The sequence below is a fragment of the Methylomonas sp. LWB genome, assembly GCF_001856095.1.
GTDB classification, from domain to species: domain Bacteria; phylum Pseudomonadota; class Gammaproteobacteria; order Methylococcales; family Methylomonadaceae; genus Methylomonas; species Methylomonas koyamae_A.
In genome coordinates this window covers 58,417-72,915 of sequence record NZ_MKMC01000008.1, presented here as the reverse complement: position 1 = coordinate 72,915, position 14,499 = coordinate 58,417, and the positions used below count along the sequence as shown (strand labels likewise).

The window sequence follows — 14,499 nt, the reverse complement described above, 5'->3', positions numbered from 1 at the left end:
CTCGCGCGGGCGTTTAAAACACCGAAAAGGTCGTCGCTACGCCAGCGTAACCGCCGGTTCCGTTGCTTAGGCGCGGACCGCCGGGATTCGCTGGTCGTGGCGAAAGGATCGTTCAATTTCGCCAACGGAATCCACCGCAATGAAATTCAGCTTTCTATTGGGCTTGGTCGCCGTTCTCGCGACCGCACCAGGCTTTGCCGATCCGTTGGATCGGCAAACGCTCGCTCCCGGTCATGCCGGTCTCGTTTTTCAACTCGCGGCCCCCGGCTCTTACCAATTGCCGGTCATACAGGCGGCGATCGACGGCGAGGTGTTGACCAGCGATAATCGGCCCAAGCGCCTTCACGATCTGATGGGCGATAAGCTGGTCTTGCTCAGCTTTATTTATGCGGCTTGTAGCGATAGCAACGGCTGCCCGCTGGCCACCCAAGTGCTGCAGAAGATCGGTCGCCAGTTACAGAAACAACCGGAATTGGCCGACAAACTCAGATTGATAACCCTGAGCTTTAATCCGACTCAAGATACGCCGGACATGATGCGCCACTACGGCGCCGGCTTTAACGCCGGTCAATTCGATTGGCGGTTTTTGACCACGCGCGACGAAGCGGCCTTACAGCCGATTTTGGACGGCTACCAGCAGAGCGTGCAAAAAATCCTCGACGAGCAAGGCCGCTTTAGCGGCACGTATTCACATCTGTTGCGGGTGTATCTGATCGATAAGGACAAGAACGTACGCAACATTTATAACGTCGATTCCTTGCATGCCGATACCTTGCTCAACGACGTCAAAACGCTATTGACACTTGCCAAACCGATGAGATCGGCGCAAACGGTTAATGACGAACGTTTGTACCGGGCCGGTGACGATAAACAAGGTTATCGGCAAGCCGATTATCGGACCGACTCTCTAGCCCTCGAACAGCGGCGAGGTAAGTCCGCCGATTTGCTGGCTTTTGCCCTAAAGCCGCCGCTGGGTTTGCCGAAGTTGCCCGTGCCCAAAGACAACCCGCTCACGCCAGCCAAAATCGCGCTGGGCCGCAAGTTGTTTTTCGACCGGCGGCTGTCGCTGAACAATACCTTTTCCTGCGCGATTTGCCACATCCCGGAACAGGGTTTCGCCAACAACGAGATGGCGACGGCGGTCGGCGTCGAGGGACGGAGCGTGCGCCGCAATGCGCCCTCGCTGTACAACGTTGGTTATGCTCAATTGTTGTTCCACGACGGCCGCGAAAATACGCTGGAACAACAAGCCTGGGGGCCATTGTTGGCGCATAACGAGATGGCTAATCCGTCCATCGGCTATGTAATCGACAAAATCAAAACCGCCGCCGACTACAGTGGCCTGTTCGAAGCCGCTTTCGGCAAAGCGCCGACGATGGAGACGATAGGTAAGGCGTTGGCGAGTTATCAACGCACCTTGAATTCGGCGGATTCGCCGTTCGATCGCTGGTATTTCGGCAAGCGCTCAGAGGCGCTCGACGAACCGGCCAAGCGCGGTTTTGCGTTGTTTATCGGTAAGGCGGGGTGCGGCGCCTGTCATACGGTCGATGCAAAGTCGGCGCTGTTCACGGATCAAAAACGCCATAACACCGGCGTCGGTTATGCGGAATCCATGCAAAAGGCCCCGGTTACGCAACAGGTGCAAGTGGCGCCTGGGGTGTTCGTCGATGTCGATATCCGGCATTTGTCGGGGGTGCGTGGCGAAAAACCTAACGATCTAGGCTATTACGAAATCAGCCAGAATCCGGCCGACCGCTGGGCTTATAAAACGCCGTCGCTACGCAATGTGGCGTTGAGCGCGCCTTATATGCACGACGGTTCGCTGGCGACCTTGGAAGAGGTCGTACGTTTTTACAATCGGGGTGGCGTTGCCAACGACAATCTGGCGCCCGCGATGCGGCCGTTGGCCTTAACTGACGGCGAAGTGAACGAATTGGTGGCGTTTTTAAAGGCGCTGACCGGCGCCAATGTCGGTCGATTGGTGTCCGACGCGTTTGCAGCGCCGGTCGGCGATGCGCCGGCGCGTTGAAGCTATGGCGCCATCAAACCGCTGATGTGTTTGATAAAGTTGGTTTCGTTGACGAAGGTAATGTCGTACATTTTGGTCAATCCGGCGACTTGCTCGTCGCTGGTTCCCAAGGCCAGCAGTAAAAAATGGTTTTTGTCGATGTCGAGGCGGCGGCGCATTTTGCTGTACTTGTCGATGAAGGGTCTGAATTCGCCGGATTTGCATTCGATGAACACTGGAATACGGCTATTGATCAGGAAAAACACGTCGATTTCGTATTGGTCCTCGTTGGCGAAGCGGATCGTAAAATTGCGGAGACAGGAAAACAGGCCGTTGCCGTCGTAGCAATGCTTTAGCAATTTCATGAACACATACCATTCCAACCATTCGCCGTTGAAAAAGTTGACGATGGCCGGCGCAGTTTGCAGCGTCAGATGGACGCGCTTTTCGTTTTTGTTGTAGAAATATTTGGCGACGAATGAGAAGTCGTAAAGCGATTTGCAAAAACCGGTGATGATTTTGATTTGGTTTTGACTGTGGTTGCTTAAATTCATCGTCACCGAACCGTAGTCATTGCGCTGCGCCTTGCGGATTTTGTCGAGTAGTTCCCCCAGCGTCGCCAGCTGATCTCCAAGCTCCACTGCAACTTCGTCGAAAAAACCTTGGGTATCGAGAGCGTCGTGATTGACTTGGACTTGCACGCGTTTACGCTCGAACCAACGGACGATCGGTTGATATTGAGTGCTTTGGCTCATCACCGCCGTATTGTGCAAATCCAGATCCTCGATTTTTTGCGGCGCTTGGCCCTTGGGCGGCGGGGTGGATTGCGACGCTTCCAGAGTCCGGTATTTGCTTAAAAGCGCACTGTACTTGTCGATCAAACCGGTCACGAAGCCGACTGTGTCATGAATCGCGGCAGGTTTTTCGCACACAGGGCATTTGACGGTCTTGCCGGCATGCTCGGAAGGTACCTCTCGCAGATAGGCGCAAGCGCTGCAACGCAAAATTGCCATGGATCAATCTCCCTTTTGGTCTTGAAAACGGTGTTGTTGGTTCGGAGGCCTAGTCTGGATTGGCGAACAATAGCGGTTCTGACTTCTTGTGTTCGCGGGCGGGCGATATGAGTCGCTAACCGGCGGGCTGTTCGGCTGTGTGGCAATCTCGCCAGTTTCCCGGCAATTGTAGCCATACCTTCAAAGAGCTCAACCGTCGGGGCATGCCGGGTGTTTTATGTTATTGAATTTGTGATTAAAAAATGTTGGCGAGCAAGGATTCTGTTTTGGATCGAAATTTGCTGAGAATTGCGAAAAGGCTTAAGGCCATTCCTCGCAAACTCGTCTACAGGTGATTTATGGGCAAAATCGGCATTTTTTTCGGCACCGATACCGGCAGTACCCGGTTGGTGGCAAAGAAGATCTACAGTCTGCTGGGTGAAGAGTTGGCGGACAAACCGAAAAATGTCAATCGGGCCAGTCTGGACGATTTGCTGCAATACGATGCGCTGATCCTGGGGACACCCAGTTACGGTATCGGCGATTTGCCGGGCATGGCCGTCGGTTGCCAGGAGCGCAGTTGGCAGGAGTTTGTACCGCAGTTGGAACATTGCGATCTGACCGGCAAGCGCATTGCGTTGTTTGGTCTCGGACATCAAGAGCGCTACGCTTCGCGGTTTGCCAGTTCGCTGATTCAACTGTACCGCGTGTTTTGCGGCTATGGCGCCGACGTGATTGGGCGCTGGAGCACAGACGGTTATCAATTCGAACATTCCGATTCGATCATCGACGGTCAATTTGTCGGTTTGGTACTGGATCAGCGGACGCAACCGCATTTGACCGACGAGCGTATACGGGTTTGGCTATCGCAAGTAACACCGGAACTGTTGCCCGTCAGGGCCGAGGCGGCTTAAGCGATGGCCGCCCAATCACCGGAAGTTCGGGAACCTGATCTGACGCCGTTGGCCGACTGTAATGCTTGCGCGTATCGGAGCAGTTTGTTGGCGCAGGGGGCTTGTAAGCCCGGCGATATTTGCATCATGGCGGAGAGCGGTCGGCAAATAGACCGGTTTTTCAAGCTGCATCCCGCTTTGGCTCGCGAGTACATGCAAGATGCATTTTGGGAACGACGGGCGATAGCCGCCCGCTATCTGCCGACGAATTTGTTGCGGCCGCTGTTGGCCGATCCCGACGAAGCGGTGCGACGGGTATTGGCCTACCGAGTCCCGCTGGAGTGGTTGCTGGAACTAATCAACGACAGCGATCGAGAGGTGCGAGTGACGGTTGCCGACCGTTTGCCGGAGGCGCAGTTGGAGTTGATGGCGGGCGACACCGATTATCTGGTGCGAGCGTATGTCGCCAAACGCCTGCCCGAGGGGCGCTTGTTTCGCTTGGTGGCCGATGCCGACACCGAGGTTCGGCGTACCGTCGCCGAGCGTATTCCCGCCGTCAGTCTGGGTTTAATGGCTGAAGACCATGAAGTGGGTATTCGCCGCATCGTGGCGCAGCGTATGGAGATCGACGATTTGGTGATGATGGCCGACGATCCGGACTGGACCGTGCGTTACGAGGTGGTCTTGCGGGCCGATGGCGAATTATTGCAGCGGATGATGGAAGACCCCGACGAGGAAGTCGCGCTGATGGCCCGGGAACGATGGCAGGCGCGGTGCGCCGAGCAGGTAGCGAATGAGCGCTGAATTTGTCGTAGGTTTAACCTATGCCGACCGTTTGCGGTTGGCGAGCGAGGCGCGGCAGGCTTTGATCGGTCGCGTGTTCGAATCGGAAGTTGCGTCGTTGACGTCGTTGATGGGGCCTATGAGCGATGGGCCGGAATGGCCGGCCGGCGCCGCTTGGTTGGCGGCTCGGCATGGCGCTAACGCCTGTGTCATTTCCGACGGTCTGTCCGACCCTTGGGTCGAACGCGATCGGCCGGAAACCGGCTTGGGTCTGGAGGTCTTTATCGAAAGTCCGGATGCCGGACTCACCGAGGATCACCCGCTCACTGCGTTGGCGGATACCTGGCTGTTTCCGTTGACTGCCGAGGTCAGCCATACCCTGGCCGGCTACCCGGTACTTTGCGAGAAATTATTGGCGGGCGAGCCTTTGTCGATCGAGTTCAATATCGAACATATCAAAGACGGTCGAGGTCGCGTTGGTGCGCTGTTGTCGCTACCGGCTGGCCTTGATGCCGTGGCCATGTTGCCGGGAGGACCGGTGGCGCTAGTGGCGATTACATTGCTAACGGTCGCGGAGTTACGCTATCTGCGCGGCAAGGGCGAGGCTGCACGTTTGGAATTGTTGGAGGCCTTGCGCCAACATGGGGTTGGGCATGTGTCGCTGTTGTCCAGGCCGTCATTGGTATAAGTGGGGTTAGGATGAGTCCGAATACCGAAATCACTGAATGGCTGGCTCAAAACGGCTTTACGATTCCGCCTGCCGCACCGGTTAACGGGCGGGGAGAGCAGGCTTTGATCTTGGCGGCTCGACACGGTCGAGCGGATGTGGTGGTGTATTTGCTTGAAAGCGGCGCTGATTTGACTGTTTTGGATGCCTACGGCAATAACGCGTTGTGGGCTGCCTGTTTTGCTGAATCGGCGGAGTGTATTGCGTTGCTGTTGCAAGCCGGTATCGCCATCGATTATCAAAATCCTAGCGGTTCCAGCGCATTGATCTACGCGGCATCGGCCGGCAAACACGCCGTGGTTGCTCAATTGCTCGACGCTGGCGCCAATCCGCGTCTGACCACCGACGACGACTTTAGCGCATTGGATTTGGCGGCCAACCGTCAGTGTCTGCAATTGTTACGTAAGCGCTAGGACTCCTGATTCCTTGCTGTCGGCTATTGCCGGGTGGTTGCGAGCGGCATAGAATGCCGGCTTTCGCAATTACGATCAAGGACTCACCATGTCAGATTCATATTGGTTTAGAACCGGCGAAGCCACCGTATTTTCGAGCGAAGGCCAAGGTACCGACGCAATGCCGGAAATACTGCTCGGCGACGTCAAAGGTCCGGCCGGCCATGCTTTCGCCAATTTGATGGGCCAGACCGAAGGCCATACCCGGATGTTCGCCATCAGGGCGACAAACCAGCAAGTGCGGCCGGCGACGATTATGGTACCTAAGGTGACGATCAAGTCTTCCGCTTACGTTAATTTATTTGGCGGACCGGTGCAGTCCGCAGTTGCCGACGCTGTGATCGACAGTGTCGCGGATGGCGTCATTCCTCGGTTGCAAGCCAATGAACTGTGTATCGTCGCGATGATTTGGATAGATCCCTCTTGCGCAACCAACCCCAATCTCGACCGTAAGGATTTGTACCGTACGAATTACGAGGCGATGAAATTGGCTATTCAGCGCGCGATGAGTAATTCTCCCAGTATTGATGAGCTGATAGCTAACCGGCATAAGGTGTTTCATGAAATGTACGATCCGGAGACCGGCGAATCGCAGTGGTAACAGCCTATCGAACGATTCCGCGCTGCAACATGCCGCTCGGAATCGCTTGCCTTAGGAGGCTAGTCGTCGCTCTGGTTGCGGGCCGAGATCGGAATTCCGTATTTTTCGAACAATCCGTACAGCGTGGGCCGAGTGACGCCCAACAGTTTCGCTGCCTCGGAAACGTTATGGTCGGTATAGGACAGTGCACGGTTGATCGCGACGGTTTCAGCCGCCTCTCTGACCGCTTTCAGATTTAGGGGCATGGACTTGTCGGTTGTCGATCCGAGTTGTAGTTCCTCGGCGGTGACGAAATTGCTGTCCGACAAAATCACCGCGCGTTTGATTTTGTTTTCCATCTCCCGAATATTTCCCGGCCAAAGGTAGGCTTCGAGCGCTTGTGCCGCGTCCTGCGAGAAATGCTTTTCCTTCCGGCTGTTTTCGCGACAGTAGCGTTGCAGCAAGGCGGTGGCGATAGCGATAATGTCGCCTTCTCGCTTACGCAACGGCGGAATGTCGACTGCAATTTCGCTAAGGCGGTAATACAAATCGCTACGGAACTGACCTTGTTCGATTAAATCGGGTAGATGACGGTGGGTGGCGCAGATAATGCGGACGTCTACCGGGATTTCCTTCCGGCCGCCGAGTCGTTCAATGACCCGCTCCTGTATGAATCGCAAAAGTTTGGCCTGCAAAGCGAACGGCAGGTCGCCGATTTCGTCGAGAAAAAAAGTCCCGCCCTGTGCGTATTCAATTTTACCCTTGGTTTGAGCGACCGCGCCGGTGAATGCGCCTTTTTCGTACCCGAACAATTCGCTTTCCAACAGCGTTTCCGGAATCGCGGCACAATTCACTGCGACGAACGGTTGGTCGGCGCGCGCGCTGAGTCTATGCACCGTCCTCGCCAAGACTTCCTTACCGGTGCCGCTTTCGCCCAGCAAGAGTACGGTTGCTTGCGTCGGTGCCACTTTTTCCACCATCCGCAACACCGATTGCATTTGCGGGCTAGTGGCGATGATTCCGTGCAGTGGTTTTTGTTGTTTCAGTTCCTGATAACCGCGCTCCAGCGCGTCTAGTTGAAAAGCTCGTTCGATTATCAGTCCGAGCACGTCGGGGTCTATCGGTTTTTGATAAAAATCGTAAGCGCCTAACGCAACGGCTTGAATCGCGTTGTTTCGATCGTCGTTTCCGGTCACGACGATGATTTTGGTCGAGGGCGCTAGTGCCAACATTTCCTGTAGCGTGGCGATGCCTTCGCTCGCATTGGTGGGGTCTGGTGGCAAACCAAGGTCGAGAGTAACGACGCTAGGGGTATGGCGGCGCAAAGCCGCGATCGCTTCGTCGCGATTGCTTGCCAGTACTATTTCGTACTGCTCTAGACTCCATTTCAGTTGTTTTTGCAAGCCTGGATCGTCTTCGACGATCAGTAGAAGTTTGGATTCAGTCATTATGCCCTGGTTGAGCGGAAACCCGCTTTGCTAATGGTAGGTAAATCGTAAACGTGGTGCCGATTCCGGGCGTGCTGTCAACTTGAAGCTGGCCTCCGCTTTTTAAAACATAATCGCGCGCTTCGTACGCCCCAATGCCCATGCCGGCATTCCCTTTGGTGGTGTCGAATGGTTTGAAGAGTCGTTCAGCGATAAATCGCTGATCCATTCCGCTACCGTTATCAATAATTTTTATCACAGCATAGTCAGGGTCTTTGGTTAATTCAAGCTCTACTTTGTCGCCCTTGCCGTTAGAAGCATCTTGAGCATTTTGAATCAGATTCGCTAACACGTTAGAGACCTTGATTTGGTCGGTTTTTACCAGGCACTCGGTCAGAGTCGTACTTAGAATCACCGGAATTGGGTTTATGTTACTGGCGATTATCCGGCGAATAACGTCGACCAAATCTACCAAAACGACTGAGCTGACTTGGTTTTCGCCTTGTTTAAGTTGCTCGACGATGTGCTGAATTTTGTCGGAAACATTGTTGAGGGTGTCGATAGTGTCGTCAAAAAACGCCGGATTATGTTTGTGTTTGGCTGCATTTTTTACAATCAAACCAATCTGAGCGCCGACATTCTTAAGATCGTGAACTAGATAAGCCGACAAACGGTGATAGGTTTCAAATTGGCGACTGCTAACCAGCTCTTCGCTAGCGCGACTCAACGCCAGAGCGTTGGCTAGTTGCATGCCAACGGTCTTCAGTAGGTCATGGTCTTCCCAATCGAGCTTTCTTGGCACGCGGGCTTGCGTTAAAACCGCGAATGCCTCCAATTTGTTCATGTGAAACAGCGGAACGATCAGCCAGACCTGACTGTCCTCGTAGCACCAGGGCGACAGATCGATATCATCGTATACTTCAGGGGCGTGAGCCAGTTCAAAAAAATCAATGACCCATTGTTTGTTGGTAAGGTACTCGGGCAGATCTTCCAAATGGTGCAAATATTCCAATTCCTGTGGCGTTAGCTTCAAATTTTGTTCCGCAGCAAGAAAAAATTGGCCTTGGTCGTTTTTTAGCCACAACCCGCCGCCAGCGCTTTCAACAAGATCGGTTAAGGTGTTGATAATAAAAAGCTTTAGTTCCTCTATGGATTCCAGTTTCGCCAGGGATTTGGAAATTTTCAACCATTCTTCACGATAGTCGTAGCTGTAGTGAAAAAAATGCTTGCTGAAGTAGATCTTGAACAGCGCGCGCATTTTTCCTGAAGTAAATGGAATAATCAGAAGAATAATGGCAAGAAAAATGAACAGTGTTTGAGCGGTTTCTCCCCATTTTTCGTTGGCGTGCTTAATATAAAATCCAGCAAATGACATTAAAATCAGGTAGATACCGCATCCAAACAGAATGGTGGAGTGAAAAACCGATTTTCTGGGAACGGTAAGCTCGGTGTTCGAGTCCGGAAATTGAAGACGAGGCAACGTAATGGCTAAGAAGGGCGTCAAAATCGCGTTAATGATGCCTCTGGACTGCCAAAGTGAAAAATCTAACTGCTTGAACAGCAATGATTTGCTAAAAAGTAGGAGGTCAACCGCAAACAATGCACCTAAGCTGACACATAAGAATTTTATGTTCCAGCGTTGCTTCAGCGGTGTGCTACGATACAGTTGCTCCACTAGGATCAGACCGAATACCGCGAACACTACATGCGCTACAAATCTGGGATCGAAATCGAAAGACTCTCTCAGGAAGTCTTGGTAATCTGGAAAACTCTCTATACTAAGGATGAAGAGGGTCAAAAGCGACGCAAGCCGCGCTGTTTTAGACCTCAATAGAGATAAGGTGCGTTGGTGTCGTTGTTGGAATAGTAGAGAACCTAAGAGGACGAACCACGCGAAATTGCGGACCGTTTCATAGCTAAGGGTATCGGCATAAAAATAATAGCTATTCGATGTTGTTATAGTGGTTCGTGCGCACCATAATAAGGATGAAAGTGCCGCAAACATAAAGGGAAGGTGCTTTGGTTTCCTCAGAATAGAGTAGCCGAGCAGTAGTGCGTAAGCGACGGTGGCGCTCAGGTAGCTGACATAGATGTAGTTTTCCATATTATATGATTATACGTCGATATTTTGGTGGTATGTTTTGCATTGAATGGGTCTTATGCTTGTGCATAGGTAGCTAGGCTTAGACAGACGGCGACATGAAACAAATAATCCACGACTTGCTAGCGGATTCCAAATTTCAAGAAGGCATCGCTTGGCGTAGGTTTGACGAGAAAGCCGGTGAAACGATCATTCGAAAAGGTGACGAGGGTAACTCCCTTTTTTATCTCGAGAGTGGGACAGTTCGAGTGCTAGGCGGGGCGGAGCTTGACGAAAATCGCCGCATTTCGCCTGGTTTGTGCGATTTGCCTGAAGGCGCGGTTTTCGGGGATGTTTGTTTGTATGGGCCGAGGGAGCGCACGGCATCGGTCGTCGCGTTGACGGATATTTCCTTGCTGGAAGTGCGTAGCGATATGCTAAGCGTCTATTTGGATGACCACCCTGTTCAGGGGTACCTTTTTCTCAAGGCGTTGTTTCAAAGTATGTCCAATCGTTTAACCTTAGCAAATGAAAGAATAGAACATCTTTTGGTATGGGGAATTAAGGCGCATGACATCGACAAGTATCTTTAAGCGTGACGGATCGCGCTTTTAAACGAGAGGAAATGATGGAGCCTGGAAACAAGGTATCTGTTGCAGAAAGTTTCAGTCGATTTTTTTCGGTTGCGCTTGCGGATCAGGCAGAGCAAAAGGATTTGGTCTACAGAATTAGATATCGTGTTTATTGTGAAGAGTTCAAATATGAATCGACTGATCATTTCCCGGATCAGATGGAAATGGACGATTACGATAAGTCTTCGTTACATTGTCTAATTACTCACAAGGAGAGCGGCATGCCGGCCGGATGTGTAAGGTTAGTGCCTGCGGATGGCGATAGAATGACGTCTCCGTTGCCGTTCGAACGCTATTGTAGTGAAAGCCTCAATGTTGAAATGATTGACGCTATGAAGTTAGATCGACACTCTGTCTGCGAAATTTCAAGATTGGCTGTAGATGGCGCGTTCAGACGTCGGAGTGGTGAAACCTTGACACGATTTGGTGAAATAAATGGCTTCCAGTTTTCGCCGCAGGAACAACGAACATTTTCCTCAATTGCGGTGGCGTGTTTTTTTGCCGCCACGGTATTGACTGAGATGGTCGAAAAGACCAACGTATTCGCGATGATGGAGCCGTTCTTGCCAAGAATGATGGGGAAGTCCGGTATTCATTTTCAAAGAGTCGGCAAAGACATTGACTATCACGGTATTCGCGCTCCTTATTTTATAACGACTCAGTCAGCGTTGGAAAATATGCATCCCGAATTAAAGGAGCTGTACCAATGGATAAGAGCAAATATTTACAAGTGATTTTTTAATCTTCTAGATAATGTTGAAATTTTTGGAGATAAAAGTGGGTTTTCCGTCGGCAAGAGTGCTAACAATTAGATCGTTATGTTTGGCCACTCTCATTTTAGTTTCAGTAGGGTGTCAATCCCCGGAAGAAGCCGCGAAAGAGCATTTTCAAAAAGGCAAGGAGTTGTTTGATAAAGGAGAGATAGACACCGCTTTCTTAGAGTTTAAAAGCGCTAATCAGAGTCAAGCAGGTAATGCTGATACTTATTATTATATGGCTCTCGTAGATGAAAAGAAAAATAACTTAAAATCGATGAGGCAAAATTTGTCCAAAGCTATTGAGCTGGCTCCGGATATGATTCCAGCGAGATTAAAGCTTGGGAAAATAAGTTTAATATTTGGTGAGGTGGATAAGGCGAGAGAGCAAGCGAATTATGTATTACAAAAAGAGCCGGCAGAGATTGATGGGCAGATTTTGCTTGCCTCTTCGTTCATCCGCGAGGGGAAATATAAGGAAGCAAGCGATATTGTCGACTCTGTATTAAAATCCGCGCCGGAAAATCCGGAGGCAATCTCCCTGAGCGCTGCCCTAGCATTCGAACGAGGGGAAGTTGATTCAGTATTGTCATTAATTGAAAAAGCCCTAGCCATAAAGCCTGAAAATTTGCCGCTCAGGTTGTTACGAATTAAAGCTTACTCCGCTCGCAATGATATTGAGAAAGTGGTTGCCGAATATGAGTCCTTAGTGACGTTGTACCCAGATGTCGATAATTTCAAGGTAACCCTGGCATCAATGTATTCTATGACAGGAAAGCTTGATAAGGCTGAAAATGTTCTTAGGCAGGTTGTTGAGGCTTCTAAAGATAAAATAGAACCAAAAGTCGTTTTGCTAGAGTTTTTAAATGCAAAAGCAAAAGACAGAGTTGTTTCCGAATACTCTGCATTGTCCAGCGCAGCAAAAAACGACCAAAACACAGTCTTTGAGTTATCCAAATGGATGATCGCTTCCGGGTTTAGGGACGCCGGTGTAAATGGATTGAAAGACGTGCTGTCAGTGGAAAAAAATAGCGATCTAGGGTTAGCTGCAAAAACTGTGATAGCTGAGATGGCGCTAGGAGATAAGCGCTATGACGAGGTAGATAAAGCCTTGACCGAAGTATTAACCGTAAAACCAGATTTCTACGAAGCGAAGTTATTACGCGGTAGGTTATTGCTTTCTGAAAATAAAGTTGATGATGCCTTGGAGTTTTTAAATAAATTGGTTTGGGAAAAAAAGGATGCTGACTCCGCGTATCAATTGCTTGGTCAAGCATACGCGATGAAAAATGATCGAAAGCAGGCGGATCGGAATTTAAAATTGGCTCTTGATATTAATCCAGCCAATGCTGCAGCATTTTTTCCGGTGTATGAAGACTATATGAAAGCGGGGCAGAGAGATACTGCTAGGCACTATTTAGAAAAAGCGATTAAAGCCAAACCAAACCAAATCCTATTTCTGATTGCCATGGTAGAAGCAGATGTGTCGGAAGGGCGATTAGACGAAGCGCAAGAGGTTGTTCAGCGTGTTGCACTGCTTTCTAAAAATAAAGTAATTCCGCTCTATTTACAGGCAACGGTAATGCAGGGGAAAAAACAATTTCAATCCGCAGCTGAGTTATATAAGTCTGTGTTGATTGAGTCTCCCGATCATCTCAACTCGATGATAAACTTGGTTAAGGTCTATGCTGCAATAAACGAACCTAGAAAAGCGCAAGATTTTTTAGAGGATCACTATTCGAAACATTTAGGTAATATTGCTATTGCGAGTGTTTTGTCTGACTTTTATGTTGCGAACAACGACTCGGCTAAAGCTAAAAATTTTATAAACGAACAACTGAAGCGATTTCCGAATGCTGTGCCATTGTATCAATCCTTGGCAAGAATCGAAGCCTCGTTACACAAGGACATTGCAATTGCCAAAGATATTCTCTTAAGAGGGTTGGAAGCCAATCCGGATAGCATTCAGTTGTCGATGTCGCTAGGGGCTGTTTTTGAGCAGCTCAGGGATTTTGCAAGCGCTAAGCGACTTTATAGTAAGTTATTGGAGAAATTTCCCGACTCTATGATGGTAGTGAATAACCTGGCGGCTCTTCTGATTGAGTCACCTAACTCTGAGGAAGTGGATAAGGGGGCTCAACTCGCTGAAAGGTTAAAAGATGTTGAAAATACTTATTTTAAAGATACGTACGCGTGGTCTTTGGTTAAAATCGGAAAAACCGATCTCGGATTGCAACTGCTCGGACAATTGGTGTTGAAGGAACCCAAGATGCCAGAGCTAAGATATCATCTAGGGGTTGCTCACGCAAAAGTTGGAAACAAAGCGACAGCAATATCCGAATTGAAGCAAGCTATTGCTCTGTCCGAGAAATTAGGGCGTGAGTTTGCTGGGCAAAGCGACGCGAGAAAGATTTTGAGTGAACTAGAACATAAATAATGGAAATTATCGGGCGCTGAAATGAATAGGTTTTTCAATACTGTTGGATTTGCTGTTTTGCTATTTCTCAATGCTGGATGTTCTCAGCCAATGTTGGAGGACGTTCAGCAAGCGTCTGATTATACATATCAAGTTGGACCTGGGGATAGCGTTAATATTTTTGTTTGGGGTAACCCTGAGTTGTCGACTTCTGCGGTTGTCAGGCCTGATGGTAAAATCACAGTTCCTTTAGTTGAGGAGTTGTTGGCTAACGGTAAAACTCCGTTCGAACTTGCAAGAGAAATTGAGAAAGTTCTGGCGACCTATGTGAAAAGCCCGCAAGTAGTCGTCATGGTTTCGGGTTTTAAGGGAGTCAATACCCAACAAATTCGAGTGATCGGCAGAATCGGTGGAGGTTCTTCTGGCGGCAGTGGATCTGGTGGAGGGGGCGGCGGAACAGGTGGAGGTATTGGGCGATACCAAGGGAAAACAATTCCCTACGAGCGAGGAATGAGTTTACTGGATGTTGTTATCCAAATCGGACTTAACCAATATGCCGATGGTAATAGATCTACTGTCATTCGTAACTTCAATGGAGAGTTGAAATCTTACGGGGTTAGAATTGACGACCTGATTGATGATGCAGATTTATCCGCTAATGTTTTGATGATGCCTGGTGACATATTAATAATCCCGGATGCTTATTTTTAAGTCCCTAGAAACGTTTGATTTTTCTTACTTAGTCATGGCTGTT

13 protein-coding genes are annotated in these 14,499 nt (G+C 50.1%); 10 read left to right on the top strand and 3 right to left on the bottom strand.

The window, feature by feature from the left end; translation table 11 throughout:
- Positions 1-139 precede the first annotated feature (139 nt).
- Positions 140-2,029 (top strand): cytochrome c peroxidase, encoded by a 1,890-nt coding sequence (locus tag BJL95_RS04310; protein WP_071155773.1) that lies wholly within the window; start codon positions 140-142, stop codon positions 2,027-2,029.
- Positions 2,030-2,031: 2 nt separating this feature from the next.
- Here the strand turns inward: BJL95_RS04310 and BJL95_RS04305 are convergent, their stop codons facing one another.
- Positions 2,032-3,021 carry a hypothetical protein gene (locus tag BJL95_RS04305; protein WP_071155771.1) on the bottom strand — a complete coding sequence of 330 codons (990 nt, stop codon included), beginning with the start codon at positions 3,019-3,021 and terminating at the stop codon, positions 2,032-2,034.
- A 338-nt stretch (positions 3,022-3,359) separates the two neighbouring features.
- Here BJL95_RS04305 and BJL95_RS04300 point away from each other — a divergent pair, with 338 nt between their 5' ends.
- The 5 genes from BJL95_RS04300 (at position 3,360) to fae (ending at position 6,456) form a co-directional block, all read left to right on the top strand.
- On the top strand, positions 3,360-3,914 hold the full coding sequence (locus BJL95_RS04300) for a flavodoxin (protein WP_064026785.1): 555 nt from the start codon (positions 3,360-3,362) through the stop codon (positions 3,912-3,914).
- Between the two features lie 3 nt (positions 3,915-3,917).
- On the top strand, positions 3,918-4,697 hold the full coding sequence (locus BJL95_RS04295) for a 4Fe4S-binding leucine-rich repeat protein (protein WP_071155769.1): 780 nt from the start codon (positions 3,918-3,920) through the stop codon (positions 4,695-4,697).
- The gene (locus BJL95_RS04290; RefSeq protein WP_071155767.1) at positions 4,687-5,364 is read left to right on the top strand and encodes a hypothetical protein; all 678 of its coding nucleotides are present in this window, start codon (positions 4,687-4,689) and stop codon (positions 5,362-5,364) included. The genes BJL95_RS04295 and BJL95_RS04290 overlap by 11 nt, the downstream gene beginning before the upstream one ends.
- A gap of 11 nt (positions 5,365-5,375) precedes the next feature.
- Complete coding sequence (locus BJL95_RS04285) at positions 5,376-5,816, top strand: ankyrin repeat domain-containing protein (RefSeq protein WP_071155765.1); 441 nt, start codon at positions 5,376-5,378, stop codon at positions 5,814-5,816.
- Between the two features lie 88 nt (positions 5,817-5,904).
- Complete coding sequence (gene fae / locus BJL95_RS04280) at positions 5,905-6,456, top strand: formaldehyde-activating enzyme (RefSeq protein ID WP_064026793.1); 552 nt, start codon at positions 5,905-5,907, stop codon at positions 6,454-6,456.
- Positions 6,457-6,515: 59 nt separating this feature from the next.
- Here fae and prsR read toward each other — a convergent pair whose 3' ends face one another.
- Positions 6,516-7,883: a PEP-CTERM-box response regulator transcription factor gene (prsR, locus tag BJL95_RS04275; RefSeq protein ID WP_064026795.1), complete on the bottom strand. Its 1,368-nt coding sequence runs from the start codon at positions 7,881-7,883 to the stop codon at positions 6,516-6,518.
- Positions 7,876-9,966, bottom strand: a complete 2,091-nt coding sequence (gene prsK, locus BJL95_RS04270) for an XrtA/PEP-CTERM system histidine kinase PrsK (RefSeq protein WP_071155763.1) — start codon at positions 9,964-9,966, stop codon at positions 7,876-7,878. Before prsK ends, prsR begins: the two co-directional genes overlap by 8 nt.
- 95 nt (positions 9,967-10,061) lie before the next feature.
- On the opposite strand from prsK, the gene BJL95_RS04265 reads away from it, so the two are divergent.
- From BJL95_RS04265 to BJL95_RS04250, 4 genes are all read left to right on the top strand, one after another.
- Positions 10,062-10,535: a Crp/Fnr family transcriptional regulator gene (locus tag BJL95_RS04265; RefSeq protein WP_071155761.1), complete on the top strand. Its 474-nt coding sequence runs from the start codon at positions 10,062-10,064 to the stop codon at positions 10,533-10,535.
- 32 nt (positions 10,536-10,567) lie between these two features.
- Complete coding sequence (locus tag BJL95_RS04260) at positions 10,568-11,308, top strand: PEP-CTERM/exosortase system-associated acyltransferase (RefSeq protein ID WP_254786680.1); 741 nt, start codon at positions 10,568-10,570, stop codon at positions 11,306-11,308.
- 88 nt (positions 11,309-11,396) lie between these two features.
- On the top strand, positions 11,397-13,766 hold the full coding sequence (locus BJL95_RS04255; RefSeq protein WP_254786679.1) for a tetratricopeptide repeat protein: 2,370 nt from the start codon (positions 11,397-11,399) through the stop codon (positions 13,764-13,766).
- A gap of 21 nt (positions 13,767-13,787) precedes the next feature.
- Positions 13,788-14,456: a polysaccharide biosynthesis/export family protein gene (locus tag BJL95_RS04250; RefSeq protein WP_064023853.1), complete on the top strand. Its 669-nt coding sequence runs from the start codon at positions 13,788-13,790 to the stop codon at positions 14,454-14,456.
- Positions 14,457-14,499 lie beyond the last annotated feature (43 nt).

Bases quoted from the DNA above. Each gene is read 5' to 3' on its own strand.
- BJL95_RS04290 (WP_071155767.1), top strand. From the start codon at position 4,687: ATGAGCGCTGAATTTGTCGTAGGTTTAACCTATGCCGACCGTTTGCGG.
- BJL95_RS04250 (WP_064023853.1), top strand. From the start codon at position 13,788: ATGAATAGGTTTTTCAATACTGTTGGATTTGCTGTTTTGCTATTTCTC.
- BJL95_RS04300 (WP_064026785.1), top strand. From the start codon at position 3,360: ATGGGCAAAATCGGCATTTTTTTCGGCACCGATACCGGCAGTACCCGG.
- prsK (WP_071155763.1), bottom strand. From the start codon at position 9,966: ATGGAAAACTACATCTATGTCAGCTACCTGAGCGCCACCGTCGCTTAC.
- BJL95_RS04260 (WP_254786680.1), top strand. From the start codon at position 10,568: ATGATGGAGCCTGGAAACAAGGTATCTGTTGCAGAAAGTTTCAGTCGA.
- BJL95_RS04295 (WP_071155769.1), top strand. From the start codon at position 3,918: ATGGCCGCCCAATCACCGGAAGTTCGGGAACCTGATCTGACGCCGTTG.
- BJL95_RS04310 (WP_071155773.1), top strand. From the start codon at position 140: ATGAAATTCAGCTTTCTATTGGGCTTGGTCGCCGTTCTCGCGACCGCA.
- fae (WP_064026793.1), top strand. From the start codon at position 5,905: ATGTCAGATTCATATTGGTTTAGAACCGGCGAAGCCACCGTATTTTCG.
- prsR (WP_064026795.1), bottom strand. From the start codon at position 7,883: ATGACTGAATCCAAACTTCTACTGATCGTCGAAGACGATCCAGGCTTG.
- BJL95_RS04305 (WP_071155771.1), bottom strand. From the start codon at position 3,021: ATGGCAATTTTGCGTTGCAGCGCTTGCGCCTATCTGCGAGAGGTACCT.
- BJL95_RS04265 (WP_071155761.1), top strand. From the start codon at position 10,062: ATGAAACAAATAATCCACGACTTGCTAGCGGATTCCAAATTTCAAGAA.
- BJL95_RS04285 (WP_071155765.1), top strand. From the start codon at position 5,376: ATGAGTCCGAATACCGAAATCACTGAATGGCTGGCTCAAAACGGCTTT.